We start from the raw sequence: 26,874 nt of genomic DNA, 5'->3' as shown, positions 1-26,874 counted from the left end.
GGGGGGACGGGTTCATGGGTACGCAAAGACCGCGGCGCGGTCTCGGCCATCGACGGCTCGGAGCCGCCCAGATCGTGTTCTTCGTGGTGGCCGCGGCGGGCCCGCTGTTCGCCATCGCGGGCGGGGTCCCGACCAACTACGCGGTCACCGGCAGCATCGGTGTGCCGCTGTCGTTCCTCCTGCTCGCCCCGATCCTGGGGCTGTTCGCGGTCGGATACGCCGCGATGAGCCGCTACATCACCAACGCGGGCGCGTTCTACCCCTACGTCGCCAACGGGATCGGCAAATCCACCGGCGCCGGGATCGCGTTCGTCACGCTGATCTCCTACAACGCCATCCAGATCAGCATCTACGGTCTGTTCGGCTGGTCGGTGTCGACCTGGCTGGGCACGCTCACCGGATCCCCGCCGCCGTGGTGGCTGTGCGCGCTGGTGATGGTGCTGATCATCGGCGCGCTCGGCGTCCTGCGGGTCGATCTCAACGCCAAGGTGCTCGGCGTGGCGCTGTGCCTCGAAGTCGCCGTCGTCGCGATCGTCGACATCGCGTTGTTCGCGAATCCGGCCGGTGGCACCGTTTCCTGGGCCCCGCTGGAGCCGTCGAGCCTGTTCACCACCGGTGTGGGCGCGGTGTTCGCGTTCTCCGCCGCCGCGTTCATCGGCTTCGAGGGCGCGGCGACCTACGGCGAGGAGACCCGGGAACCCAGCCGCACGGTCGGGCGCGCGACGTACGCGGCGATCGGGCTCACCGCGGTGCTCTACGTCGTCTCGTCGCTCGCGCTGGCGGTGGCGACCGGGCCGGACGTCATCGTCACCACCGCGGCCGCGCAGGGCCCGGACGTGCTGTTCAACCTCGCGGGCGAGCACCTCGGCGAGACGTTCTCCGATGTCGCGTACACGCTGTTCGTGACCGGCCAGTGCGCGGCGCTGCTGAGCTTCCACAACGCCGTCGCGCGGTATTTCTTCGCGCTGGGCAGGGAAGGACTGCTGCCGCGCTCTTTGGCCAAGACCAGCAAACGCACCGGCGCGCCGGTGGCCGGTTCGCTCACGCAGACCGCGCTCGCGCTGGTGATCGTGGCGCTGTTCGCGATCGCGGGCCGCGATCCGGTGACCGAACTGTTCACCTGGCTCGGCACGACGGCGTCCACCGGTGTCGTGGTGATCATGATCGCCGTCTCCCTTTCGGTGATCGGCTTTTTCAAACGGCGCCGCGACGCCGAAAACGCCTGGCGCCGCTGGATCGCGCCGGGGGCGGCGATGCTCGCGCTGTCGGCCGTCCTCGCGCTGATCCTGCTCAACTTCGATCTGCTGCTCGGTCCGGCCGGGACGTTCCTGTTGCGCTGGGGGCTGCCCGGTCTCGTGCTCGTCGCGGCACTGGCCGGCTTCCTGCGCGCGGAAGTGTTGCGGACAAAGGATCCCGAGACGTACGTCGCCATCGGCGGTCCGCTCGAAGAGGACGAACCCGTCGCGCTGAGAGCGGGGCGATGATCGTCCGGGCCGCCGAACCGTCCGAAATGGACACCGTGGTCGACGTGCTTGCCGAGGCGTTCCACGACGACCCGGTCAGCGCGTGGGTCTTCCCAGGGGACGAGCGCCGCGCGGTGGCGACGTCACCGGCGACCTGTCCGGCGCCGTCCTCTGGACGCCGGCCGGAGAGGAGGACCTGGACGACGACGCGTTCGCCGGGCTCACCGGGGAAGAAATCGGCAGGCTGACGGCGTTGTTCGAGCTGATGACGGAGCACGCTCCCAGCGGCGAGTACCACCACGCGCAGTTCATCGGCGTCCGCGAGACCGCGCGGCGGCAAGGGATCGGCGCACGGTTGCTGAAGCACGGGCTCGACCGCTACGGCGCGGTGCCCGCGTACCTGGAGGCGAGCAGCGCGGAAAGCGCGAAACTGTACCGGCGGCTGGGTTTCCGCGATCACGGACCGGCTTTCGCGGTCGAGGGCGGGCCGCCGATGCGGCCGATGTGGCGCGAGCCGTGACAGATCTCTCGTCGATATGTCTATAAAGGACTGGTAAAGTGGCGGGCAGATGACGACGAACCGTGCCCCCGCCGCGCGGCACCGTTCCGTCTTCTTCCTGCTGATCTTGCTCGTCTTCGCCTTCGTCACGCCGACCGTTCCCCACGGGCACGGGCGGACCGCGATGGAAGATCCCGTCGCCGTCTTCGCGACCCATCCGCTGCCCGCCTTCCACGGCGGGCAAGCCGTTCCCCTCGCCGACGCTCCCGCCGAAGCGGAGACCGTCGACCTCCCGGACGCCGGCCACGCCCCTGAGCAGGGCGAACCCGTCGTCATCACCCGAGCGGTGCCCCAGGCGCCCGCACGGGCTCCTCCGCGCTGACCGGTTCTCACATCGCCGCATCAGCCACCATCGGAGGTCTCCATGAGTTCCGGTCATGCCTTGCTGGCCGTCGGCGGGGCGTTCCTCGCCGCCGGTGTCATCGCCAGAGCGGGCGCCCGTATCGGGCTGCCGACCATCCCCTTGTTCATGCTGGCCGGTTTCGTCTTCGGCCCCAACACCCCCGGACTGTCCCTTGTAGACGATCCGGCCGAACTCGGTGTGCTCGCCGGGCTCGGTCTCGTCTTCCTGCTGTTCTACCTCGGCCTCGAATTCTCCCTCGACGACCTGGCCAAGGGCGGGCGCAAGCTCGTCTGGTCCGGGCTGATCTACCTGATCCTCAACATCGGCGGCGGCCTCGCGTTCGGCTTCCTGCTGGGCTGGGGGACCAGGGAAGCGCTGGTCATCGCCGGTGCCATCGGTATCTCGTCGTCCGCGATCGTCACCAAGCTCCTGCTCGAATCACGCCGGATGAACAATCCCGAATCCCGGCTGATCATGGGCATCATCGTGATCGAGGACCTGTTCCTCGCGCTGTACCTGGCGTTGCTGCAGCCGGTGCTGTCCGGCGCCGGGAGCTTCGGTTCGGCGCTCGCCGACTTCGGCAAGGCCTTCGCGTTCCTGATCGTGATGGCCGCGCTCGCCCGGTGGGGTGGCCGGGTGGTGTCGAAGCTGTTCGGTTCGGCCGACGACGAGCTGCTCACCGTCTGCTTCGTCGGTGTCGCGGTGATGGGTGCCGCTGTCGCCGAAGAGGTCGGCGTGTCCGACGCCATCGGCGCGTTCATGGTCGGCATGATGCTCGGCGGTTCGAAGGTCGCGCCGCGTATCCACAAGCTGGTGCTCCCGCTGCGGGACGCGTTCGGCGCGCTGTTCTTCTTCATCTTCGGGCTCAGCATCGATCCGAACGCGGTCGGCTCGGTGGTCGTGCCGGTGCTGATCGCGGTGGCGCTGACGATCGTGCTGAACCTCGGAGCCGGCGCGCTGGCCGCGCGGCTGCACGGGTTCGGCCGCCAGGCCGGCGTGAACATCGGGCTCACCGTGCTCACCCGCGGCGAGTTCTCACTCGTGCTCGCGGCGATGGCGACCGCGGCCGGGCTGGACTCTCGGGTCGCGCCGTTCGTCGCGGGCTACGTCCTCCTGCTGGCCGTGATCGGTCCAGTCGCGGTCATCCGCTCCGAGAAACTCACCTGGTTGCTACCGGCGAGTATTGTCCGAGGCTCGACCCGCCGCGACGAGCCGGCCAGGGCGACGTGACGAGGAGGCCTGGGTGACCGAACGGTTCGGCGGCTACCAGAACGAGATCTACCTGCGGGGGCTCGGCGGGACCTTCCCGCCGTGCTCCACCGACGCCACGAAACTGGAGGAGTCGGCGCGGGAGATCCTCGAGCCGGGGCCGTTCTGGTACGTCGCGGGCTCGGCCGGATCGGGCGCCACCGCGCGTGCCAACCGGGAGGCGTTCGACCGCTGGCGCCTCGTGCCCAGGATGCTCACCGGCGCCACCGAACGCGATCTGTCGACGACGGTGCTGGGGACGCCGGTGCCGGCGCCGGTGCTGCTGGCGCCGGTCGGCGTCCAGTCGATCGTGCACGAGGGCGCCGAACCGGCGGCCGCGCGGGCCGCCGCGTCGGTCGGCCTGCCGTACGTCATGTCGACGGCGTCGTCCACGAGCATCGAGGACGTCGCCGAGGCCAGTGGAGACGGGCCGCGCTGGTTCCAGCTGTACTGGCCGACGGACAACGAGGTCTGCGCGAGCATCCTGGCGCGGGCGAAGGCCGCGGGCTTCACGACGCTCGTGGTCACGCTCGACACCTGGACCCTCGCGTGGCGCCCGAACGACCTCGACCACGCCTACCTGCCGTTCATCAAGGGCATCGGGCTCGGTGTCCCGCTCAGCGACCCGGTGTTCCGCGGCCTGCTGGAGAAGACGCCGGAAGAGGACCCGCCCACCGCGATCCTGCGCTGGATCTCGATGATCACCGGCACCGACAGCACCTGGGACCGGCTGCCGTTCCTGCGCGAGCACTGGGACGGGCCGATCGTGCTCAAGGGCATCCAGCACCCCGACGACGCGCGCCGCGCCGTCGAGGCCGGGATGGACGGGATCGTCGTGTCCAACCACGGCGGCCGTCAGGTCGACGGCGCGATCGCCTCGCTCGACGCGCTCCCGGAGATCGTGGCCGCCGTCGGCGACCGGCTGGAGATCCTGTTCGACTCCGGCATCCGCACCGGCGCCGACATCGCCAAGGCGCTCGCGCTCGGGGCCAAGGCCGTGCTGGTGGGGCGGCCGTGGGTGTACGGCCTGGCGCACGCGGGGGAGGACGGCGTCCGGCACGTGCTGCGGGGCCTGCTCGCCGACCTCGACCTGACCATGGGCCTGTCCGGGCACCGGACCCTGGCCGACCTCACCCCCGCCTCCCTCACGCGCTCCTGACCCTCGCATTTCGTCCTCTGAATGCGGTAGTTGGCATCACGAACTACCGCATTCAGAGGACGAAATGCCCGGGTGATGTCGCCTCCGGCATATTCGGAGGCCCGGATCGTCACGCACGGCTATCCTGGTGCCGGTCATGGCTTCTCAACCTTCCCCGCTCGGCGCCCTGCGCGCTCGCCTGCCCGAACTCATGTCGCGCGACGAGCATCGCCTCCGGCGCCGGCTCGACGGTGCCCGGAAAGCGCGTAACGCCGAGTCGATCGCCGCCCAGATCGAGGCCGACATCGAGGCCGCCGAACTCCGGATCACCCGGCGGCGGGACAGCGTCCCGAAGATCTCGTTCCCCGAAGAGCTGCCCGTCAGCCAGCGCAAGGACGAGATCGCCGAGGCCATCCGCGACCACCAGGTGGTGATCGTCGCGGGCGAGACCGGGTCCGGGAAGACGACCCAGCTGCCGAAGATCTGTCTCGGACTCGGTCGCGGCATCCGTGGCCAGATCGGGCACACGCAGCCGAGGCGGCTGGCCGCGCGCACGGTCGCCGACCGGATCGCCTCCGAGCTGAACACCGAGCTCGGCGAGGCCGTCGGCTACAAAGTCCGGTTCACCGACCACTCCGGCCAGGACACGCTGGTCAAGCTGATGACCGACGGCATCCTGCTCGCCGAGATCCAGACCGACCGGATGCTGCGGCAGTACGACACGCTGATCATCGATGAGGCACACGAGCGCAGCCTCAACATCGACTTCATCCTCGGCTACCTCAAGCAGCTCCTGCCGCGCCGCCCCGATCTCAAGGTGATCATCACCTCGGCGACCATCGACCCGGAGCGGTTCTCCAAGCATTTCGACGACGCGCCGATCGTGGAGGTCTCCGGCCGGACGTATCCAGTCGAGGTCCGTTACCGGCCGATCATCGATCCGGACGACCCGGACGCCGATCAGGACCGCGACCAGACGCAGGCCATCTGCGACGCCGTCGACGAACTCCACCATGAGGGACCGGGCGACATCCTGGTGTTCCTCTCCGGCGAGCGGGAGATCCGCGACGCCGCCGACGCACTGTCCAAACAGGACCTCAGGAACACCGAGATCCTCCCGCTGTACGCCCGGCTTTCGTCGTCGGACCAGCATCGGGTGTTCCAGCGCCACACCGGGCGCCGCGTCGTGCTCGCGACGAACGTCGCCGAGACGTCGCTGACCGTGCCCGGCATCAAGTACGTCATCGACCCCGGCACCGCGCGGATCTCGCGCTACAGCCACCGCACCAAGGTGCAGCGGCTGCCGATCGAGCCGGTGTCGCAGGCGTCGGCGAACCAGCGCAAGGGCCGCTGCGGCCGGACGTCCGACGGTATCTGCATCCGCCTGTACTCCGAAGACGACTTCGACGCCCGGCCCGAGTTCACCGATCCGGAGATCCTGCGGACCAACCTCGCGTCGGTCATCCTGCAGATGACCTCGCTCGGCCTCGGCGACATCGCGGCGTTCCCCTTCGTGGAGCCGCCGGATCGCCGTCAGGTCACCGACGGTGTCCAGCTGCTGCAGGAGCTCGGGGCGTTCGAGATGTCCGACGGCAAGAAGCTCACCGAGACCGGCCGCAAGCTCGCGCAGCTCCCGGTCGACCCGCGGATGGCGCGGATGGTGCTGGAGGCCTCGCGCAACGGCTGCGTCCGCGAAGTGATGATCATCGCCGCCGCACTGTCCATTCAGGACCCGCGCGAGCGGCCGGCGGAGAAGCAGCAGGCGGCGGACGAGCAGCACGCGCGGTTCGCGGACAAGACGTCCGACTTCCTCGCGTACCTGAACCTGTGGGAGTACGTCACCGAGCAGCAGAAGACGTTGTCCACCAACCAGTTCCGCCGGATGTGCCGCAACGAGTACCTGAACTACCTGCGCATCCGCGAATGGCAGGACATCTTCAGCCAGCTGTGTCAGCTGGCCAAACCGCTCGGCATCACCCTCGACACCTCCGGCCCGGTCGATCCGCAACGCGTGCACACGTCGCTGATCGCCGGGCTGCTGTCGCATGTCGGCCTCAAGGATCCGGTCAAGGGCGACTATCTCGGCGCGCGCGGGGCACGGTTCTCGGTGTTCCCGGGTTCGGCGCTGTTCAAGAAGCAGCCGCGGTTCGTGATGTCGGCCGAACTCGTCGAAACCTCCCGTCTGTGGGGCCGGGTCAACGCGAGGATCGAGCCGGAGTGGGTCGAGCCGCTCGCCGGGCACGTGGTGAAGCGGAACTACTCCGAGCCGCACTGGGAGCGCAAGCAGGGCGCGGTGATGGCGCTCGAGAAGGTGACCCTGTACGGCGTTCCGCTCGTCGCCGACCGCCGGGTCAACTACGGCCGCATCGACCCGGAGACGAGCCGCGAGCTGTTCATCCGGCACGCGCTCGTGGAAGGCGACTGGGAAACCCGGCACCACTTCTTCCGCGAGAACCGCGCGTTGCTCGACGAGGTCGAGGACCTGGAGAACCGCGCCCGCCGCCGCGACATCCTGGTCGACGACGAGACGCTGTTCGAGTTCTACGACCAGCGCGTCCCGGCCGACGTCGTCTCCGCGCGGCATTTCGACAGCTGGTGGAAGAAGGCGCGCCACACCGAGCCCGACCTGTTGAGCTTCGAGAAGACGATGCTCATCAACGAGACCGCCGGCGGCGTGCGCGAGGCCGACTACCCCGACTTCTGGACCCAAGACAGCCAGACCTTCAAGCTCACGTACCAGTTCGAGCCGGGGGCCGACGCGGACGGCGTCACCGTGCACATCCCGCTGCCGGTGCTGAACCAGGTCACCGCGGACGGCTTCGACTGGCAGGTCCCCGGCCTGCGGGAAGAACTGGTGACGCAGCTGATCAAGTCGCTGCCCAAGGCGATCCGGCGCAACTTCGTGCCGGCGCCCGACCACGCGAAACTGGTGCTGTCGCGGGTCGGCCCGGCCGAGGGGCCGCTGCTGCACGTCGTCGCCGACGAGCTGGAAGCGTTGCGCGGGGTGGTGATCCCCGACGACGCCTGGCAGCTGTCGGCGGTTCCCGAACATCTGAAGATGACCTTCCGCGTGGTCGACGTCCGCGGCAAGAAGGTGTCCGAGGGCAAGGACATCGAGGCGCTCAAACGAGATCTGAGCGGCCAGGTGCGCGCGACGATCTCCAAGGCCGCCGACAGTATCGAGCGTGAGGGCCTGACGACGCCCGCGTTCGGCGAGCTGCCCAAGGTGTTCGCGAGCAAGCAGCGCGGGCACGACGTCAAGGCGTATCCGGCGCTGGTCGACGAAGGCGGTTCCGTGGCGGTGCGGCTGCTGGACACGCCGGGCCAGCAGGAACAGTCGATGTGGGCGGGCACTCGGCGGATGCTGCGGCTGAACATCCCGTCGCCGATGAAGTTCATCACCCGCAACCTCGGCAACTCGTCGAAACTCGTGCTGAACCGGAATCCGCACGGCTCCGTGGCGGCACTGCTCGAAGACTGTGTGGATTGCGCGGTCGACAAGCTCGTGGCCGACAACGGCGGCCCGCGCTGGGACGAGGCCGGATTCGCCGTCCTGCTGGAAAAGGTGCGCGCCGGGCTGAACCCCGGGGTGCTCGACGTGCTGACCAACGTCGAGAAGATCCTGCGCGCGGCCAACGACGTCGAAACCCGGCTGGCCGACACGCGCGGCCCGAAGGACTCGCTCGCGGATATCCGCGCGCAGCTGGACGGCTTGGTGCACAAGGGTTTCGTCACCGAAACCGGGCAGGACAGGCTGAAGCACGTCATCCGGTACCTGCGGGGGATCGAACGGCGGCTGGAGAAACTCCCGACCGAGCCGACGCGGGACATCCAGCGCACCGGCGACATCGCGTGGCTCCGCAACGAGTACCAGGCGGCGCTGGACGCGTTGCCGCCAGGCACCTCGTCGCCCGCGCTGCGGGAGATCCGGTGGATGATCGAGGAGCTGCGGGTCAGCTTCTTCGCCCAGACGCTCGGTACCGCCCACCCCGTCTCGCTGAAGCGCGTCATCAAGGCACTGGACGACGCCGCCTCTTCCTGACTCCGCGAGTTCCGCCTTCAAGCACGCGAATCCCGCCCTCAAGCACGCGAATCCCGCCTTCAGTCACGCGACGCGTCCCCGTGATCACGCGAGTCGCCCCCTGATCATGCGTGTTCGCCGCCTGATCACGTGTGTTCCGTGGAGTGGAAACGGGCCGCACGTGCTTGGGTGCGGAACTCGCGTGCCTGGGGGCGGGTCTCGCGTGCTTGGGGGCGGGATTCGCGTGCGTGGGGGCGGGTCGCGCGTGATGGAGGGCGGGGTCACTTCGCGTCGGCGTAGGTGTCCACGGCGGCGATGTGCAGCGGGAACCGGACCGGGCAAGCGGGACCGAAGAGCATCCGCGCCGCCTCGGTCATGCTGTCCACAATGGACTTCGAGACCTCGTCGGCGAACTCGGCCGGGGTGTGCACCAGGACCTCGTCGTGCTGGAAGAACACCAGATGCGCGGGGGAGGGGAGCCTGCTCCGCAGGGTCGCGAGCAGGACCGCGGTCATGTCCGCCGCGCTCGCCTGCACGACGAAGTTGCGGGTGAAGCGGCCCCAGTTGCGGGACGCCTGGCGTGCTTTCAGCTCGGCGGCCTCGTCCTCCGCGACCCCGCCGGTCAGCGCTCGCCAGGCTTCGGACGGCGCGGGCGAAGTGCGGCCGAGCCGGGACCGGACGCGCTCACCGCGTTCCCCGGCCTGCGCGGCACGCTCCACATAGGACACCGCGTCGGGGAACCTGGTGCGCAGCAACGCCAGCAACGGTCCCGCCTCACCGGACGTGCCGCCGTACATCGCCGACAGCATCGCGATCTTCGCGCGGTCTCGGTCGTCCCTGTCGTCCCACGCGGGCACCGGAACGCGGCGCACTCCGGAGAACATCGCCTCGGCGAGGCTCGCGTACAGATCCGTGGCCGCGGCGACCTCGGCCAGTTTCCGGTCTCCGGACAACGCGGTGAGCACCCGCGGCTCCAGCTGGGCGGCGTCGGCGACCACGAGTTTCCAGCCCGGATCGGCCCGGACGCAGGTCCGCAGGATCTTCGGGATCTGCAGCGCGCCCCCGCCCCGGCTCGCCCAGCGGCCGGAAACGACCCCGCCGACGACGTAATGCGGGCGGAACCGGCCGTCGTGCACCCACTCGTCGAGCCACGTCCAGCCGTTGGCCGAATGCAGCCGCGCGAGCTCCTTGTACTCCAGCAGCGGCGGGACGGCGGGGTGGTCGATGTCGCGCAGCAGGTACTTCCTGGCCGACGAGACCTCGATGCCCTCCCTGCCGAGCGCGCGGACGACGCTGGCCGGAGCGTCGGGGTTGACCGGACGCCCACCGAACGCGGCACTGATCTCGGCCGCCAGCTCGACCAGCCGCTTCGGCCGGTGCCCGGCCGGAACGCGGGGCCCGAGCTGGTCGGCGAGCAACGCCAAATGCAGGTCCGCCCGCCACGGCAGCCCGTCGGCCGACATCTCGGCGGCCGCCAGCGCGCTCGCCGACTCCGCCGCGAAGAGCAGCCGTAACCGCTCCGGGCGCTCGGTGGCGGCGACCCGCTTCTCTTGCTCGGCCAGCACCCGGCGCGCCGCGTCGATCACCGTGACACCGGAGGGGAGCCGCGGCCCCCGCGTCTCGAACAGCGTCGGCTGGTCGTCCTCGGCCCAGAGCGGCGGCTCGTCGGCGGGCGCCTCTTGGCCGTTCGCCCTGGCCAGCGCGGCACGGAGGCTCCGCGACTCCTGCGGACGGCCTTCGTGGGCCAGGAGCAATCCCTCGGTCAGCGCCAGGTCATGACAGCGCCGCACCCGGACGCCCGCCTTGATCAGCGCCGGATACGTCCCGTCGACCGACGGGAACACCCAGCGGGGTGAGTGCTCGGCCTCCAACCGCCGTACTTCGCCGACGAACTCCGGGAGCTTCATGCCCTGCCGCGGCGGCTGCCCGGAAAAAGCGATCGCGAAGTCGCCATCCTCCTCTTGACCTGCGATCGCCCGCACACTCACATTGTGGTGGTTCCCCCCGACATTTCTGTCACTTGGGTGTGGAGGTCAGCGCAGCTGTCCGTTGAGGGTGGTGGTGGGGCGGGGAGGGCTAGTGCGCCTGCGCTATCGGTCGGCTACTGTCGAGTAGCAACCCCATACCGCCGGTACGCGAACCCGCCGGGGGCATGGTGTCTCGCCGCAGCAGCAACGGAGGTGCCCGGATGAGAAACCCCACCGGCCTCGCCACCCTGGTGGCGGGCAAGGTGACCGAGACCGTGCGCAGCATCGACGTGATGCGCCAAGCGGGCCTGCTCCCCATCCCGCGGGTCGACGAGGGCCTGCGTTCGCTGGTCATGGTGCGCAAATGGGGCCCGTTCGCCGGCGCGAACATGATCGCCGCCCGCCGGGACCCGACCGCGACCGGCATCATCGACGAGCTCGGCCCGCTGACCTTCAAACAGCTCGACACCCAGTCGAACGCGCTGGCCAGGGCGTGGTCGGAACGCGGCCTCGGCCCGGGCTCGGTGATCGCCGCGTTGTGCCGCGACCACCGCGGTCTCGTGCTGACGATGCTCGCCTCGGGCAAGCTCGGCGCCAAGCTGCTGCTGATGAACACCGGGTTCGCAAAACCACAGCTCGCGGACGTCGCGAAGCGTGAAGGCGTCACCGCGCTCGTGTACGACCAGGAGTTCACCGACCTGCTGGACGCGGTCGAGGGCGACGTCGACCACTACCTCGCGTGGGTCGATTCGGACGCCGAGCTCTCCGGGCACGAGATCCCGATCGTCACCGAACTGGTCGCCAGCACCGACGACCGCCCGTGGCCCGCGCCCGCCAAACCGGGCGGGTTCATCCTGCTGACCAGCGGCACCACCGGGACGCCGAAGGGCGCGCCGCGGCCGCACACCTCCGCGCTGGCCTCCGCGCAGTTCCTCGACCGCATCCCGTTGAGGACCGGGGAGGCGACCTACATGGGCGCGCCGCTGTTCCACGGCACCGGGTTGTCGCAGTTCATCCTGTCCTTCGCGCTCGGCTCGAAGGTCGTCATGCGGCGCAAGTTCGTGCCGGAGGAGACGTTGCGCGGGGTCGCGGAGAACCGCTGCACCACGCTGGTCCTCGTGCCGACGATGCTGCAGCGGATCGTCGACCTGCCCGAGGAGGTCCGCGCGAAGTACGACACGTCGTGCCTGCGGATCATCTTCGTCGCGGGCTCCGCGCTGTCACCGGATCTGGGGAACCGCGCGACCGCCGCGTTCGGCGACGTCGTGCACAACCTCTACGGGTCCACCGAGGTCGCGGTCGCGACGGTCGCGACGCCCGAGGACTGGCGCAAGGCGCCGGGCACGGTCGGCCGCGCTCCGGTGGGCTGCAAGGTCGCGCTGTACGACGAAAAGGGCACGAAGATCACCGAGCCGCACGTCACGGGCCGGGTGTTCGTCGGCAGCGGGCTGAGCTTCCAGGGCTACACGGACGGGCGTAACAAGGAGATCATCGACGGGCTGCTCTCCAGTGGTGACGTCGGCCATTTCGACGAGGACGGCCTGCTGTTCATCGACGGCCGCGACGACGAAATGATCGTCTCCGGCGGCGAGAACGTCTTCCCGATCGAGGTCGAGAACCTCCTTGTCGAACGCGAGGACGTGATCGAAGCCGCCGTGGTCGGGGTCGACGATCCCGAGTTCGGACAGCGGCTGAAGGCTTTCGTGGTGCGGGCCGAGAAATCGGAGCTGGACGTCGACGGCGTGCGCGAGTACGTCAAGGCCAACCTGGCCCGGTACAAGGTGCCGCGCGACGTGGAGTTCCTCGACGAGCTGCCGCGCAACGCGACCGGGAAGGTGCTGCGCAACAAGCTGCACTGAGGCGATCAGTACTCCCAGTCGATGCCGAAGACGCCGGGGCCGAAGTCGAGCGCGACGGCGTGGACACCGTTGCCCTGGTCCGGTTTGAGCTCTTTCCGGTCCATCGGCGAGGTGCCTTGGCGCGAATATTGCCAGCACTTGGCCGGGACGGTGCCCGGGGCGAACCGGACCTCCAGCAGGTATTCGCGCACGGGACGCCGGAACTCGCGGTAATGCGTGTTCCGGCATTCCGGGTACGGCGGTCCGGGATTGGTCAGCGAGTACTCGATCAGATGCGTCTCGCCGCGGTCGATGGGCCGATCGAAGAGCAACTCGGCGACGGTGAGCCCGTGCTCATCGTCGACCTCGGCGCGGCCGACGTGACAGTTGCGCAGTGTGTTCAGTACCGGCGGCCCGGCCTCCGGATCGCCCTGGGCGTAGACGAGCAACCAGCGGTCCTGCCCGTCCGCGCCCGCCTGGAACACCGCCCGCGCGGTCACCGCGCGTTGCCCGCCGTCCTCGGCGATCTCGCACAGGTCGTGCAGGCCGACGAGTTTCAGCTGATGGTGTTGTTCGAGCGCGTTGGGTGCACCGACCTTCTCCAGCAGCGCCTGGAGCGCTTCGAGCGGGAAGGTCAGCGGCTGCTCGGTGGTCGCCCGGCTGCGGCGTGACGACGCCCCGCGCGGCCGCGGCGGCGGCAGCAGGCTGAGCAGCGAACCGGCGGGGATCGCCAAGACCTCCTCGAGGACCCGGACCGCGGACAGCGAACTCTGCCGTTCCGGCTGACGTTTGCCCGATTGCCAGTAACTCAGCGCGGTCACGCTCACCGACGCGCCGCGCGCGAGGAGCCGGGCTTGGATACGGTCGAGACTCAGGCCGCTGGTGGCGATGGCCGATCGCAACGCGGTGGCGAACGCGGTACGCGGCTGGTCTTCATCGTCCGTGGTCACTCGGTCCGCCGCGCTCCCCGCCACCATATGCTGCCCGACCGCCCCCGTCTGCCGTTCCCTGACACCGCCCGGTTGGATAACAACACGAATAACTTTAACAGTCTGAGGTAACGCTTCAGGGGTGCCTTCTGCCAGGCGAAAACGACTTTCCGGACGAGCGTTGTTACGCCGTATGGCCTAGTACTGGTAACTGTGAATCATTGCCCGGCCACCAGCGCACCGGCTTGCATGGCTCTCAACAACGATCATCCTCCCGGGTGATCCGCACGGCGCGGCAGGAAGGGAACCAGTGAGCAAGTCCCGGAAGAACCTGAAGTCCCGAAAGACCCGTAGCGGCCTCGTGGCGGGAGTCGCCCTCGCCGGTGTGACCGCGGCGGTCGCCACGTTCGGCGCGGGTGCGGCCAACGCCGAGCAGCAGGGCGAGATCCGCGGCGCGGGTGCGGCCAACGCGGTCGGCGGCAGCTACATCGTCGTCCTCAAGCCCACTGCGGTCGGCCAGGGTGTGGCCGCGGCGAACGAGATCACCGCGAACGTGGCCGCCAAGGCGCAGGGCCTCACCGGTCAGTACGGCACCACGCTGTCCCGCACGTTCGGCTCGGCGCTGAACGGCTTTTCGATCAAGGCCGACGAGGCCGCCGCGAAGCGTCTCGCCGCCGACCCGCAGGTCGCGTACGTCGTCCAGAACAAGACGTTCAAGATCAGCGAGACTCAGGACAACCCGCCGTCGTGGGGCCTCGACCGCGTCGACCAGGCCGACCTGCCGCTCGACAACAAGTACACCTACCCGACGAAGGCCGACAACGTCACCGCCTACGTCATCGACACCGGTGTCCGCGGCTCGCACGCCACCTTCGGTGACCGTGCGACCGGCGGCAAGGACTTCGTCGACAACGACGACACCCCCAACGACGAGCACGGCCACGGCACGCACGTCGCCGGCACCATCGGCGGCACCGAGTACGGCCTGGCCAAGGGTGTCAAGATCGTCGGCGTCCGCGTGCTGGACGCCAACGGCAGCGGCACCACCGAAGGCGTCGTCGCCGGTGTCGACTGGGTCGCGGCGAACGCCAAGGGCCCGTCGGTCGCCAACATGAGCCTGGGTGGCGGCGCGGACGACGCCCTGGACGCGGCGGTCAAGGGAGCCATCGACAAGGGCGTGACCTTCGCGCTCGCGGCGGGCAACGAGTCCTCCGACGCCGGCACCACTTCGCCCGCCCGGGTGAAGGAGGCCATCACGGTGGCGGCCAGCGACAAGACCGACAAGCAGGCCAGCTTCTCGAACTACGGTTCGGTCGTGGACCTGTACGCGCCGGGTGTCGACATCACCTCGTCCTGGGCGACCGGTGACGACGCCAAGAACACCATCAGCGGTACCTCGATGGCCGCGCCGCACGTCGCCGGTGCCGCCGCGCTGTACCTCTCGGCGCACCCTGACGCCACCCCGGCCCAGGTCGCCGAAGGCCTGGTCGGTGCCGCCGCGGACGGCAAGATCAGCAACCCGACCGGCGGAACGGCGAACAAGCTGCTCCAGGTCAAGTAAGACCCTTTCGGACAGGCTGCCCCCGGCGTACTCCAGGCGCCGGGGGCAGCCCCTGTCCGAGGGGCTCCCAGACTTGTTACCAACGGGTAAGCTCCAGTCCATGGTCCTGCGGAAGAACATCCTGATCACCGGGGCGAGCTCCGGACTCGGCGAGGGAATGGCCAGGCAGTACGCCGCCAGAGGCCGCAACCTGGCGCTGGCCGCCCGCCGGGTCGACCGGCTCGAAGCGCTCGCCGCGGAACTCAAGAAGGCGTACCCCGGCGTCACCGTGGTCACCCGGAAGCTGGACGTGAACGACCACGACCAGGTCTTCGCCGTCTTCGAGGAGTTCCGCGAGGAGTTCGGCTCCCTAGACCGCGTGATCGTGAACGCGGGGCTCGGCAAGGGGCAGCGGATCGGCACCGGCCGGTTCGACGCCAACCGCGAAACCCTCCAGACGAACTTCCTCGCCGCGGCCGCCCAGATCGAGGCCGCCGTCGGCATTTTCCGCAAGCAGAAGAACGGCCACCTGGTGGTCGTGTCCTCCTTCCTCGCGCTTCGCGGTGTGCCCGGCAACGCCACCGCGTACGCCGCCTCGAAGGCGGGTATCTCGGCCTTCGCCGAGGGCACCCGGATCGAGCTGCTGAAGACGCCGATCAAGGTCACCACCCTGCATCCCGGGTTCATCGAATCGGAGATGAACGAAGACATCTCGAAGCTCCCGGGCGCCGTGAGAGCGGAGCCCGGCGCGCAGGCGCTGGTGAAGGCGATCGAATCCGAGACGGCGAAGGCGTTCGTGCCGACGTGGCCGTGGAGCGTGCTCTCGAAGCTCTTCCCGCTCGTCCCGGCGCCTTTGCTGAAGAAGTTCGGATGACGGTGGCCCCGGACAAGACCGTCGAGGTACGCGGTGAGGACTCGTTCGACCAGGCGGCGGTGCACACCTGGCTGGCCGGACGGGTGCCCGGGCTCGGCGACTCGCCGCCCGAGGTCCGCCAGTTCCCCGGCGGCGCCTCGAATCTGACGTACCTGCTGGCCTATCCGGATCGCGAGCTGATCCTGCGGCGACCACCCCTCGGGCACAAGGCCGCGTCCGCGCACGACATGCGCCGTGAATTCCGGGTCCAGCAGGGGTTGCGGCCCGTCTTCCCGTACGTGCCCGAGGTGCTCGCCTTCTGCGACGACGAATCCGTGCTCGGCGGCGACTTCTACGTGATGGAACGCCTCGAAGGCCTGATCCTGCGCGGAGATCTGCCCGCCGGTCTCGAGCTGCCGCCGGACGGTGCGCGCGAGCTGTGCGGCAAGGTCGTCGACCGGCTGGTCGAGCTGCACGCTGTCGACGTCGAGGCCGCCGGCCTGGCCGATCTCGGCAAGGGCGCCGGATATGTCGAGCGCCAGGTGCGCGGCTGGTCGGAGCGTTTCCTCAAGGCGCGCACGGAGAACGTCCCGGACTGCGCCGTGGTGATGGCGTGGCTGAAGGACAATCAGCCGTCCGAGGTCAAGATCTGCTTGATCCACAACGACTACCGGCTCGACAACCTGGTGCTCGACGACGATCTCGACATCGTCGGCGTACTCGACTGGGAGATGGCCACCCTCGGCGATCCGCTGATGGAACTGGGCAGCACCCTGGCGTACTGGGTGCAGGACGACGATGACGACGTCATGAAGCTCAGCCGCCGTCAGCCGACGCACGTGCCGGGGATGTACACGCGCGAGGAGTTCGTGCGGCGGTACGCGGAGCGCTCCGGCCTCGCAATCGGCGACTGGACGTTTTACGAGGTGTACGGCCTGTTCCGGCTCGCGGCGGTGATCCAGCAGATCTACTACCGGTTCCACGAAGGGCAGACGACCAACCCGGCGCTGAAGGATCTCTGGCAGTTCGTCGGGTACCTCGACGGGCGCTGCCGCCGGATCATCGGAGGAGGGCACGCGTAGATGGGTGCGATCTACCTGGTCCGGCACGGGCAGGCGTCGTTCGGCGCGGAGAACTACGACCAGCTCTCGCCGCGCGGCTTCGAACAGTCCACTGTGGTCGGTGAGGAGCTGTTGCGGCGGGGCGTCGAATTCACTCAGGCGCGAGCGGGTTCCCTCGCCCGTCAACGGGACACGGCCGCGACGGCGTTGAAGGTGCTCGGTTCCGGGATCGCCGTCACCGAGGACGAACGCTGGAACGAGTACGACCACGTCGACATCGCGAAGCACCACGCCGCTGGAGTTCAGCAGACCGACTCGCGGGCGTATCAGGCCGCTTTGGACGGTGCGCTGAACGCCTGGGTCTCAGCGGGAGCTTCCGGTCCGTGTGCCGAAACCTGGCCCCGGTTCCTGGAACGGGTCAAGGGCGCGCTCGCCGATGTCGTGGCGTCGCTGGGCAAGGGCGAACACGCCGTGGTCTTCAGCTCCGGCGGCGTGATCGCGACGGTCTGCGGCGTGCTCATGGGCACGCCGGAAGCGGGACTGCTGAAGCTGAACCGGGTCACCGTGAACGCGGGCATCACCAAACTGGTGTCCGGCCGCGGCGGGTTGACCTTGTTGTCGTTCAACGAACATCCGCATTTCGAGGCGGAAGCCGCGGAACTACTCACTTATCGCTAGGAGAAACGCGATGGCGTTCGGCGAGGTCACGGTCATCCCGGTCAACGGGCACGGTCCCGAGGACGTCGTGGTCGACGACCAGGGGCGGATCTACACCGGCGTCGACGACGGGCGGATCCTGCGCGTCACGCCGGACGGCAGGCGGATCGACGTCCTCGGCGACACCGGCGGGCGTCCGCTGGGGCTGGAGTTCTACGGCGAAGACCTCCTGATCTGCGACGCCAAGGCCGGTCTGCTCACCATGCCGCTCGCGGGCGGCCCCGTCACCACCTTGGCGACTTCGGCGGTGGGGCTCGACTTCGTGTTCTGCAACAACGCCGCCGTCGCCTCCGACGGCACGGTGTACTTCACCGATTCGTCGCGCCGCTTCGGCATCGAGAAATGGCGGGACGACCTGATCGAGCAGACCGGCGGCGGACGGCTCCTGCGGCGCACGCCGGACGGGAAGATCGAGCAGCTCGCCGACGGTTTCCAGTTCGCCAACGGTGTCGCGCTGCCGCCCGACGAGTCCTATGTGGCCGTTGCCGAGACCGGCGCCTGCCGGGTCGCGCGCGTGTGGCTCACCGGCGACAAGGCGGGCACGCGGGACTACCTCGTCGACGACCTGTGGGGATACCCCGACAACATCTCGACCGGCAGCGACGGGCTGATCTGGATCACCGTGGCGAGCCCGAAGGTTCCGGCGCTTTCCCTGGTGCAGAAGCTCCCCGCGCCGTTGCGGGCCGGAGTCCGGGCGCTGCCGACGGCCCTGCAACCCGCACCCGCGCGGGAATGCGGGGTGCGCGGCGTGACTCCGGACGGGAAGCAGGTCCACGAACTACGCGGGGAGATCGACGGGTTCCATGTGCTCGTCGGCGTCCGCGAGCGGGCCGGGACGCTTTACTTCGGCTCGCTGGAGGACAACGCGATCGCCGTGACGACGGTCTGACTCAGTCGAGACAGAACTCGTTGCCCTCCGGATCGTTCATCACGATGAAGCCGAGGCTCAACGGCTGCTCGGGCTCGAAGCGCTGAATCCGCTTCGCCCCCAATGCGACAAGCCTGTCGCACTCGGCTTCGAGCGCCGCCATGCGCTCGTCTCCCACGAGCCCGGGTGCGGCGCGGATGTCGAGGTGGACGCGGTTCTTCGCGATCTTGTCCTCCGGGACCTGCTGGAAGAAGATCCGCGGCCCTTCACCGTCGGGGTCTTCGAGGGCCGACCTGGTGTTGCGCTGATCCTCGGGCACGCCGACCCGCTCGAGGAACTCGGCCCACGCGTCCAGCGGGTCGGTGCCTTCGGGCACTTCCACCCCGGGAGGGCCGGGGTGGACGTAGCCCAGGGCGTCACGCCAGAAGGTCGACAGGGCTTGGGGGTCGAGGGCGTCGAAGCTGACCTGGAATTCGCGGCTCTTGCGGTTCATGGGACCACTCTGACATGCCTAGCGGACAGGATCGGTCCGCTATCTCTGGCACAGTGGGTGACATGGAGGACGAGCGCGGGACGACCGAACGGGTGCTCACCCTGCTCGGCCTCCTGCAGCAGCGCGCGGTGTGGACCGGCCCGGAACTGGGCGAACGGCTCGGCGTCACGCCGCGAACGATCCGGCGCGACGTCGAACGCCTGCGCGCGCTCGGGTATCCGGTGCAGGCCGGCAACGGCGTCGGCGGTGGATACCAGCTCGGGCCCGGCCACGACATGCCGCCGCTGCTGCTGGACGACGAAGAGGCGATCGCCACCGCGGTCTCACTGCTCGCCGGCGCGGGCAGCGGTGAGGCCACGCTCCGGGCGCTGACGAAACTCGACCGGGTGCTGCCGACCAGGCTGCGCCACGAGGTGAGCGCGCTGTCCGGTTCGGTGGTCGCCTTCGACGGAAGCCGCGCGCCGATCGACCCCGACGTACTGATGACCCTGGCCCGCGCTTGCCGCGACGAGGTCGAGGCGGGCTTCGCGTACTCGTCCTCCTCGGGTTCCGCGGTGCGGCGGGTCGAGCCGTATCGGCTGGTGGCTTCCGGGCGGCGCTGGTACCTGCTCGCCTACGACCTCGACCGGGACGACTGGCGCACCTTCCGCGTCGACCGGATGACCGAGGTTTCCGCGCGATCGTGGCGTTTTCGCCCGCGCCCGTCTCCCGACGCGGCGGCCTACGTGCAGGAGAACATCGCCAGCCGCGTCTACCGGCACCAGGCGCGATTCCTGGTGCACGCCCCCGCTCCGGTCGTGCGGGCGCAGATCCCGGCTTCGGCGGCCGTGGTACGGGAACGGGGCCGTTCGCGGTGCGAGGTGGTGAGCGGGGCCGGGGATCTCGACTTCCTGCTGATGCACGTGGTGGTGCTGGGGCACGCGTTCGAGGTGATCGAGCCGGTGGAGCTGGGGGAGCGGTGCCGGGTGCTGGCCGAACGGCTCTTGGGTGCGGCTGGTTCGGAGACCCCGCAATCAGCCGACTAATTGCGGGGGAAAGACTTCATCGCCCGGTCCACCGGGGCGAACGCCCGGCCGTCCACGCCGCGTAGAACTCCCCGTGGTCCTTCGCCGTCATCAGCAAAGCCTGCGTGATCGCCTCCAGCTCGATGGAACTCCCCAGGTCCATGTCCAGCTCCCGGGTCAACAGCACCTTCGTCGTCCCATACGCCAGAGCCGGGCCGTCGGCCAGGCGCCGAGCCAAAGCGGAAGCCTCGGCAGCCAGCTCAGCGTCGGGCACCACCTTCGAGGCCAGGCCGATCGCCTCCGCGCGGGTCGCGTCGATCTTGTCGCCCAGCATCAGCAATTCGGTCGCCCGGCCCAGGCCCACCAGCCGCGGCAGCAGGTACGCCGAGCCCATGTCCGCGCCGGCCAGGCCGACCTTCGTGAACAGGAAGGCGAACTTCGCCGAGGACGCCAGCAGCCGGAAGTCGCTCGCCAGCGCGATCACCGAACCCGCGCCCGCCGCGATGCCGTTCACTGCGGCGATCACCGGGAGGGGGCACTCCCGCAGCGCCTTCACCACCGCGCCGGTCATCCGCGTGAACTCCAGCAGCTCCGCGGACTCCATTTTCTGCAGCTCGCCGATGATCTCTTCGACGTCGCCGCCGGAGCAGAAGCCGCGGCCCCGGCCGGTGACGACCAGCACCCGGACGTCGCCGCGGTGCGGCAACTCGGCCAGCAGATCGCGCAGGTCCGCGTAGACCTCGAAGGTGAGCGCGTTCAGTTTTTCGGGGCGGTCCAAGGTGACCGTGGCGACGCCATCGTCCACGGTGAACTCGAAGTGCTCCCAGTCCGCCGTGATCGGCGGCGTGGCGCGGAACGGGCTCATGACTGGATCCCACCTCCATCGAGGACGAGTGTCTGTCCGTTGATCGCGGCGGCTTCGGGCGCCGCGAAGAAGGTCACCGCGTGGGCGACCTCGTCGGGTTCGAGCAGGCGGCCAAGGGGCGACGCGGCGGCCAGGGCGGCTTCCGCGCCGGCTTCGTCGCGGCCTGTCCGTTCCTGGATCCGGGCGACCGACGCGGCCGTCATGTCCGTGCGCACGAAGGCCGGGCAGACGGCGTTCGCGGTGACGCCGGTGCCCGCCAGTTCCGCGGCGGTGGCCCGCATCAGGCCGACGGCGGCGTGCTTCGACGCGGTGTACCCGGCCGTGTAGCGGTAGCCGATATGCGACGCCGTCGAGGCGACGGTGACGATCCGGCCGGTGTCGCGCGACCGCATACCGGGCAGAACCGCGCGTGTGCACAGGAAAGCACCGGTCGCGTTGACCTCGATCTGGGTGCGCCACTGCTCCAGCGACGTCTTCGCCAGCGGGGCGCTCGCCGAGATCCCGGCGTTGTTCACCAGCACGTCCACCGGGCCGAGGCCGTCGAAGTACCGCGCGACGGCGTCTTCGTCGGTGACGTCGCACTCGGCCCGGCCGGGGGCGTGCACCTTGTCCCCGGCGGCCCGGAACCGGGCGGCAATGGCCGCGCCGATCCCGCGGGTCCCGCCGGTGACGACGACGATCCTGCTCACTCTGCCTCCACCCGGCGCAACGCGCGCCGATCGAGTTTTCCGTTGGCGGTGCGGGGGAGTTCGGTCACGAACACCACCTCGCGCGGGTACTTGTGCTTCGCCAGGTGTGCCCGAGCGTGGTCTTTCAGTTCCTCGGCCGTGGCGGAAGCGCCCTCCGCCAGGACGACGCACGCCCGCGGGACGACCAGGCCGTCGACCGTGACACCCAGTACCGCGCAGTCGACGACCGCGGGATGACCGATGAGACAGTCTTCGATCTCGCTCGGCGCGACGAACACACCCGACACCTTCAGCAGGTCGTCGGCGCGGCCGTGGTGGTGGAAGTACCCGTCGCCGTCGCGGCTGAACAGGTCGCCCGTGCGCAGGGTGTCGCCGCGGAACGTCCGCGCGGTCTTCTCCGCGTCGCCGTGGTACTCGCGCGCGATGGTCGGGCCGGTCACCTCCAAGGTGCCGATCTCCCCATCCGGTAAGGGATCGCCGCTCTCGTCGAGAACGCGAGCGGTGTAACCGGGTACCTCGCGGCCGAGGCTGCCGACCCGCTGAGCGCCGGGCACGTTGGAGAGATAGATGTGGTACGCCTCCGACGAACCGATCCCGTCGATCACCGGGACACCGAACAGGTTGTCCCACTTGCGATGGAGCTCCGAAGGCAGTGCCTCGCCCGCCGACGTCGCGAGCCGCAGCGAGCTCATGTCCACGCCTGCCGCCGCAGGGTGGGCGATCATCGCGCTCATCATGGTCGGCACGTTGACCAGGATCGTCGGCCGGTAGCGTTCGATCAGGGAGAACAGCAGGTCGGCGGTACTGCGCTGCGGGAACACGATCCCGGAGGCGCCGACGCCGAACGGGAACAGCGCGGTCAGGTCGCGCGCGTAGCCGAAGAACAGCTTCGGCACGGCCAGCACGCGGTCGTCCTCGCGGAGGCCGAGCACGCCGAGCGCGTACCGGTCGAAGCTCTCCAGCGCGCTGCGCGCCGGGTGCACGCACGCCTTGGGGGAGCCGGTGCTCCCGGTGGTGAACTTCCAGATCGCGACGTCGTCCAGCGTGGTCGGCGCGGCCTCCAGTTCGGCTGACGCGGATGCGGCCAGCGCGTCGAACGAGTGCTCGCCGGGCTCCAGTGCGACATCGCCGACGACCAGCAGGTTCCGCGCCCCGGCTTCACGCAGCGCGGGCAACGTCGAGCCGTCCGCGATGACGACGGCGGCCTCGGTGTAGTCCAGGTAGTACGCGTAATCCTTGGGCTGGAGGAAGGAATAGACCTCGGCGGTGACCGCGCCGATCTTCTGCGCCGCGTACCAGACGGCCACGAACTCCACGCCGTCGTTCAGCGCCATCAGAACCCGCTGTCCACTTCGGACACCCAGGTCCCGCAGCACGTTCCCGGCCCGGTTCACCCGCGCCGCCAGAGCCGCGTAGGTGACTTCCTCGTCGCCGCACAGCAACGCCGTCCGCTCGCCGGGAAGGCGGTCGACGAAATGGGTCGCCAGATTGAAGGTCATACCAGTTCCCGGATCGCTTCGACCAGGATGTCGGTGAGCACCGAGAAGGTCTTCTCGCCCTCTTCGGCGGTCGCCTGGGCGGGAGTGCCGCAGTAGGCCTCGGTCATCCCGGCCGAGACGAAGTCCGTGACGCCGGTGCGTGCCAGGTCGACGTGGACCGGGGGCAGGTCGCGCTGGACGGCGGCGTCGACGAGGTCCGGCCGGTCGGCGAGCACCAGCGAGGTCTCGTACTGCCCGGCATGACATTCGCCGGAGCGGAACTCGTCGGTGAGCTGAGCGGAGTACCGGCGGCGGACCAGATCGACGAAGCCGACGCCCGCCGCCTCGGCCACGCGCCGCAGCACCACCAGATGCGCCGGTTCGAAATGGTTGTTGACCAGCAGGATCCGGGTGAGCCCCTGCTCGGTGAGCGCGCCGCAGATCTCGGTCAGCAGCGCGTACAGGGTCTCCTCGCCGATCGAGATGCCACCCGCGAACCCGGCGGCGAATCGCGTCACCCCGTACGGCACCTCGGGCAGGATCAGCACCCGGACCCCGGGATCACCCGCCAGCCGCGCGGCGGCGCGCTCGCACATCCCGCGTGAGATCAGGGGATCCGTGCCCAGCGGCGCGTGTGGTCCATGCGGCTCGACGGCGCCCACCGGCAGCAGTAGCACGGGAACGCGCTCGTCGGACGCGAGCGCGGCGACCTGAGGTGAGCTCAACTCCGCGAAGTACGTCACCCGAGTCAAGCTACACCGCAGCGGCCTGAGGTGTATAGAGTTGCTCGTATGCCCGAATCGGCCGCGCCCCACGGCGACCCAGGTCCCCAGGAACTGGTGATGACGCTGCTCGGCACCTACGTGTCGCCGCGCGAGAGCCGCCGTGTCTGGTCCGGCGGCCTGGTCGGCGTGCTCGCCGGGCTCGGCTTCTCCGACGGCGCCGCGCGGATCGCCCTGGCCAGGCTCGCCCGCCGTGATCTGCTCGCGAGACACAAGGCGGGCAGGCTCGTCCACTACTCGCTGACCCGCCGCACGATCGCGCTCCTGGAGGACGGCGACCGCCGGATCTTCTCGCTCGGCAGGCGCGAACGCGAGGTCGGGGAGTGGACCGTGCTGTGGCAGAGCATCCCGGAGAGCCGCCGCCAGGCCAGGGAACGTTTGGTGCGCCGCCTGCGCTTCCTCGGATTCGGGCCGGTCCAGGACGGCACCTGGATCGCCCCGCACGACCGTGAGGCCGAGGTGCTCGCCCTGCTGGCCGAGCTGGACGTCTCCGAACACGCCGGGCTGATGCTCGGGAAACCGTCGGCGAGCCTCGACGTCCGGCGCTTCGCCGCGAGGGCCTGGAACCTCGACGGCCTCGCCGCGCGGTACGACGCGTTCGTCCGGGATTTCGGCGGATACTCGGGCGACCTGCCTGACGCCGAGGCGTTCCGGGTCCGAACCTGGCTGACGCACACGTTCCGCGCCTTCCCGTCACTCGATCCGGAGCTCCCGGTCGGGCTGGTGCCCGCTCCGCCGAGCCGGGCGGCCGCGGTCGACCTGTTCCACGATCTCTATCACGCGCTGGCCCCGGCGGCGCAACGCCATTTCGACGAGGTGACGGAAAAGTGACAGGTGACCGGGAGAGGCTCTTGATCTTTTCGGGATCGCGCCGGCGGCGCGGTCAAGGTCGGCGCGATATCGATGGAGTGACAGAAAAATGAACGACACTCAGGCCGCATTGAGTTACACATCCTACCTTTCGCTGGACGAATTGCTGGACGCACAGCGTCCGCGGTCCGACGAACACGACGAATTGCTCTTCATCGTGATCCACCAAGTGTATGAACTTTGGTTCAAACAAGTTCTCCACGAGGCGCTTTACCTGCAGGAGCAACTCGAAGGGGGTAACACCGCTCACGCCGTCCGCACACTGAGGCGAATCCTGACTATCTTCAAGGTGGTGGTCGCGCAGATCGATGTGCTCGAGACGATGACTCCGAGCCAGTTCACCAGTTTCCGTGCGCGACTCGACGCTTCGAGCGGGTTCCAGTCGGCCCAGTTCCGCGTTCTGGAGGCCGTCCTCGGCCGCCGGGACGAGCGGGTGTTCGCGCACTACCCCGAAGGAGGTGACCAGCGTGCCCAGATCGCGGACGCGATGTCACGGCCGTCGCTCTTCGACTCCTTCGTCACCTACCTCGCGGTGAAGGGGTACGACGTCCCGACCGGGCGCGATGTCACCAAGCCACTCGAACCCTCTCCGGCGCTCCAAGAAATTCTGTTGCGGGTCTACCGCGACGACACCGGGCCGTCCGTCGTGGCGGAGCACCTGGTCGATCTGGACGAAGGGATGCAGGAGTGGCGGTATCGGCACGTGAAGATGGTCGAGCGGACCATTGGAGACAAGACCGGGACGGGGGGTTCGTCGGGAGCGCACTATCTGCGTACGACGCTTTTCTCCCCGATGTTCCCGGATCTCTGGGCTGTGCGGAGCAGGCTTTGACGAACCTCGACGAACTCCGCCGCGACCCCAACGCGCTCGCGGCGCACTACACGGAATTCGGTGTGGCGGACCGGATGCTGTTGACCGGGCACTCGCACCAGGCCTGGCCGGACGTCGCGCGCGAAGGCCTTCTCGAAGCCTTCGCCGACGCCGCCGAAGAGGTCGACACCAAGTGGGCGCGGGCCTTCGCCAAGGCGGACGAGATGCGGGCCGGGTTCCGGGCGCTGCTCGGTGACCCGCACGGCGATATCGCGCTCGGCGCCAGCACCCACGATCTGGTGATCCGGTTCCTCTCGGCGATGGACCTGCCGCGCCGTCCGCGGCTGGTCACCACCGACGGCGAGTTCCACACGCTTCGCCGTCAGCTGGGCAGGCTGGCCGAGGAAGGGGTCGAGGTGGTCCGCGTCCCGGCGGCGCCGGTCGGCACGCTGGCCGAACGCGTCGCGGCCGAGGTCACCGAAGACACCGCCGCCGTGCTCGTCTCGGCGGTGCTGTTCGAGACCTCCCGCCTTGTGCCGGGTCTCGCGCATCTCGCCGACGTCTGCCTTTCGAAGTCGGTGAACCTCGTCGTCGACGCCTACCACGCGCTCGGCGTCGTCCCGTTCTCGCTGCACGACCTCGGGCTCACCAACGCCTGGGTCCTCGGCGGCGGCTACAAGTACCTCCAGCTCGGCGAGGGCAACTGCTTCCTGCGGATGCCCGCGCACGCGCAGGAACTGCGGCCGGTCGTCACCGGCTGGTACGCCGAATTCGGCGCGCTCGCGGACGAGCGCCGGCCCGGCCAGACCGCCTACGCCTCCGGATCGGACAGGTTCGCCGGAGCGACCTACGACCCGACGAGCCACTACCGGGGCGCCCGCGTCTTCCGGTTCTTCGCCGAGCACGGGCTCACACCCGAGTTCCTGAGGGAGGTGTCGCGGCACCAGGTGGGCTACCTCGCCGAGGGCTTCGACAAGCTGGGGCTGCCCGAGGACGTCATCACCCGTGACCGGGAGACGCCGCTGGACCGGATCGGCGGATTCCTTTCGCTGAAATGCGCCGACGCCGGCGCGCTGCGGGCCGCCCTCGGCGAACGCGGCGTCCGGACCGACAGCCGCGGCGCGTACCTGAGGTTCGGGCCGGCACCGTATCTGTCCGACCGGCAGCTCGACTCCGCGCTCCACGTCCTGAAAGAGGTCGTCGACGGCTGAGACAGCTCGCCCCGGCTTGGCGAACGGACCGGGGCGATCTAGGTTTGCGATGTGGCACCGTCGCCGCCGGACGACCTTCGTCGGGGACTGTGCCTTGTTGCAGGAACTTCGCACGTGAGCCACAAG

The 26,874-nt window shown here is 69.3% G+C and carries 23 protein-coding genes; 16 read left to right on the top strand and 7 right to left on the bottom strand.

The features are described 5' to 3' along the window. Positions 1-14: 14 nt before the first annotated feature. The 6 genes from AC0685_RS17675 to hrpA all read left to right on the top strand — a co-directional run bounded on the left by AC0685_RS17675 (position 15) and on the right by hrpA (position 8,793). On the top strand, positions 15-1,484 hold the full coding sequence (locus AC0685_RS17675) for an APC family permease (RefSeq protein WP_478226488.1): 1,470 nt from the start codon (positions 15-17) through the stop codon (positions 1,482-1,484). Positions 1,485-1,566: 82 nt separating this feature from the next. Then, positions 1,567-1,983 (top strand): GNAT family N-acetyltransferase, encoded by a 417-nt coding sequence (locus AC0685_RS17670; protein WP_478226487.1) that lies wholly within the window; start codon positions 1,567-1,569, stop codon positions 1,981-1,983. Between the two features lie 49 nt (positions 1,984-2,032). Next, complete coding sequence (locus AC0685_RS17665; protein WP_478226486.1) at positions 2,033-2,344, top strand: hypothetical protein; 312 nt, start codon at positions 2,033-2,035, stop codon at positions 2,342-2,344. Positions 2,345-2,386: 42 nt separating this feature from the next. After that, positions 2,387-3,595 (top strand): cation:proton antiporter, encoded by a 1,209-nt coding sequence (locus AC0685_RS17660; RefSeq protein WP_340684157.1) that lies wholly within the window; start codon positions 2,387-2,389, stop codon positions 3,593-3,595. A 13-nt stretch (positions 3,596-3,608) separates the two neighbouring features. Next, positions 3,609-4,772: a lactate 2-monooxygenase gene (locus tag AC0685_RS17655; protein WP_478226485.1), complete on the top strand. Its 1,164-nt coding sequence runs from the start codon at positions 3,609-3,611 to the stop codon at positions 4,770-4,772. 136 nt (positions 4,773-4,908) lie between these two features. After that, positions 4,909-8,793 (top strand): ATP-dependent RNA helicase HrpA, encoded by a 3,885-nt coding sequence (gene hrpA / locus AC0685_RS17650; protein WP_478226484.1) that lies wholly within the window; start codon positions 4,909-4,911, stop codon positions 8,791-8,793. A gap of 260 nt (positions 8,794-9,053) precedes the next feature. Here the strand turns inward: hrpA and AC0685_RS17645 are convergent, their stop codons facing one another. Further along, positions 9,054-10,760 carry a bifunctional 3'-5' exonuclease/DNA polymerase gene (locus AC0685_RS17645; RefSeq protein WP_478226483.1) on the bottom strand — a complete coding sequence of 569 codons (1,707 nt, stop codon included), beginning with the start codon at positions 10,758-10,760 and terminating at the stop codon, positions 9,054-9,056. Positions 10,761-10,960: 200 nt separating this feature from the next. On the opposite strand from AC0685_RS17645, the gene AC0685_RS17640 reads away from it, so the two are divergent. Next, positions 10,961-12,598 (top strand): acyl-CoA synthetase, encoded by a 1,638-nt coding sequence (locus AC0685_RS17640; protein WP_478226482.1) that lies wholly within the window; start codon positions 10,961-10,963, stop codon positions 12,596-12,598. Positions 12,599-12,603: 5 nt separating this feature from the next. On the opposite strand, the gene AC0685_RS17635 is transcribed toward AC0685_RS17640, so the two are convergent. After that, positions 12,604-13,554, bottom strand: a complete 951-nt coding sequence (locus tag AC0685_RS17635) for a hypothetical protein (RefSeq protein ID WP_340684153.1) — start codon at positions 13,552-13,554, stop codon at positions 12,604-12,606. Between the two features lie 262 nt (positions 13,555-13,816). Here AC0685_RS17635 and AC0685_RS17630 point away from each other — a divergent pair, with 262 nt between their 5' ends. From AC0685_RS17630 to AC0685_RS17610, 5 genes are all read left to right on the top strand, one after another. Then, positions 13,817-15,067 carry a S8 family peptidase gene (locus tag AC0685_RS17630; RefSeq protein WP_340684152.1) on the top strand — a complete coding sequence of 417 codons (1,251 nt, stop codon included), beginning with the start codon at positions 13,817-13,819 and terminating at the stop codon, positions 15,065-15,067. 100 nt (positions 15,068-15,167) lie between these two features. Next, positions 15,168-15,920: an SDR family oxidoreductase gene (locus tag AC0685_RS17625; protein WP_478226481.1), complete on the top strand. Its 753-nt coding sequence runs from the start codon at positions 15,168-15,170 to the stop codon at positions 15,918-15,920. Further along, complete coding sequence (locus AC0685_RS17620; RefSeq protein ID WP_478226480.1) at positions 15,917-16,981, top strand: phosphotransferase family protein; 1,065 nt, start codon at positions 15,917-15,919, stop codon at positions 16,979-16,981. Before AC0685_RS17625 ends, AC0685_RS17620 begins: the two co-directional genes overlap by 4 nt. Beyond that, positions 16,982-17,638: a histidine phosphatase family protein gene (locus tag AC0685_RS17615; RefSeq protein WP_478226479.1), complete on the top strand. Its 657-nt coding sequence runs from the start codon at positions 16,982-16,984 to the stop codon at positions 17,636-17,638. A gap of 10 nt (positions 17,639-17,648) precedes the next feature. Beyond that, entirely contained in the window at positions 17,649-18,566 is a 918-nt protein-coding gene (locus tag AC0685_RS17610) for an SMP-30/gluconolactonase/LRE family protein (protein ID WP_478226478.1), read from the top strand. 1 nt (position 18,567) lies between these two features. On the opposite strand, the gene AC0685_RS17605 is transcribed toward AC0685_RS17610, so the two are convergent. Further along, entirely contained in the window at positions 18,568-19,038 is a 471-nt protein-coding gene (locus AC0685_RS17605; RefSeq protein ID WP_478226477.1) for a VOC family protein, read from the bottom strand. Positions 19,039-19,100: 62 nt separating this feature from the next. Between AC0685_RS17605 and AC0685_RS17600 the strand changes: the two genes are divergently transcribed. Then, positions 19,101-20,063: a helix-turn-helix transcriptional regulator gene (locus AC0685_RS17600; protein WP_478226476.1), complete on the top strand. Its 963-nt coding sequence runs from the start codon at positions 19,101-19,103 to the stop codon at positions 20,061-20,063. A gap of 16 nt (positions 20,064-20,079) precedes the next feature. Here the strand turns inward: AC0685_RS17600 and AC0685_RS17595 are convergent, their stop codons facing one another. The 4 genes from AC0685_RS17595 to AC0685_RS17580 are packed head-to-tail and all read right to left on the bottom strand — an operon-like array spanning position 20,080 to position 23,817. Further along, positions 20,080-20,907, bottom strand: coding sequence for an enoyl-CoA hydratase family protein (locus AC0685_RS17595; protein WP_478226475.1), 828 nt, complete (start codon positions 20,905-20,907; stop codon positions 20,080-20,082). After that, positions 20,904-21,596, bottom strand: a complete 693-nt coding sequence (locus AC0685_RS17590; protein ID WP_478226474.1) for an SDR family NAD(P)-dependent oxidoreductase — start codon at positions 21,594-21,596, stop codon at positions 20,904-20,906. The genes AC0685_RS17595 and AC0685_RS17590 overlap by 4 nt, the downstream gene beginning before the upstream one ends. Next, on the bottom strand, positions 21,593-23,095 hold the full coding sequence (locus AC0685_RS17585; protein WP_478226473.1) for a benzoate-CoA ligase family protein: 1,503 nt from the start codon (positions 23,093-23,095) through the stop codon (positions 21,593-21,595). The genes AC0685_RS17590 and AC0685_RS17585 overlap by 4 nt, the downstream gene beginning before the upstream one ends. Then, positions 23,092-23,817: a creatininase family protein gene (locus tag AC0685_RS17580; protein ID WP_478226472.1), complete on the bottom strand. Its 726-nt coding sequence runs from the start codon at positions 23,815-23,817 to the stop codon at positions 23,092-23,094. Before AC0685_RS17580 ends, AC0685_RS17585 begins: the two co-directional genes overlap by 4 nt. Positions 23,818-23,865: 48 nt before the next feature. Here AC0685_RS17580 and AC0685_RS17575 point away from each other — a divergent pair, with 48 nt between their 5' ends. The 3 genes from AC0685_RS17575 to AC0685_RS17565 all read left to right on the top strand — a co-directional run bounded on the left by AC0685_RS17575 (position 23,866) and on the right by AC0685_RS17565 (position 26,748). Continuing rightward, the gene (locus tag AC0685_RS17575) at positions 23,866-24,687 is read left to right on the top strand and encodes a PaaX family transcriptional regulator (protein ID WP_478226471.1); all 822 of its coding nucleotides are present in this window, start codon (positions 23,866-23,868) and stop codon (positions 24,685-24,687) included. Between the two features lie 88 nt (positions 24,688-24,775). Further along, positions 24,776-25,558, top strand: coding sequence for a tryptophan 2,3-dioxygenase (locus AC0685_RS17570; RefSeq protein ID WP_478226470.1), 783 nt, complete (start codon positions 24,776-24,778; stop codon positions 25,556-25,558). Further along, positions 25,555-26,748: a kynureninase gene (locus tag AC0685_RS17565; protein WP_478226469.1), complete on the top strand. Its 1,194-nt coding sequence runs from the start codon at positions 25,555-25,557 to the stop codon at positions 26,746-26,748. The genes AC0685_RS17570 and AC0685_RS17565 overlap by 4 nt, the downstream gene beginning before the upstream one ends. The last annotated feature ends 126 nt before the right edge of the window (positions 26,749-26,874 follow it).

This window comes from Amycolatopsis sp. NPDC043889, assembly GCF_056435645.1.
The sequence above is the reverse complement of the archived record's forward strand: the minus strand, read 5'-3'. Positions and strand labels throughout refer to the sequence as shown.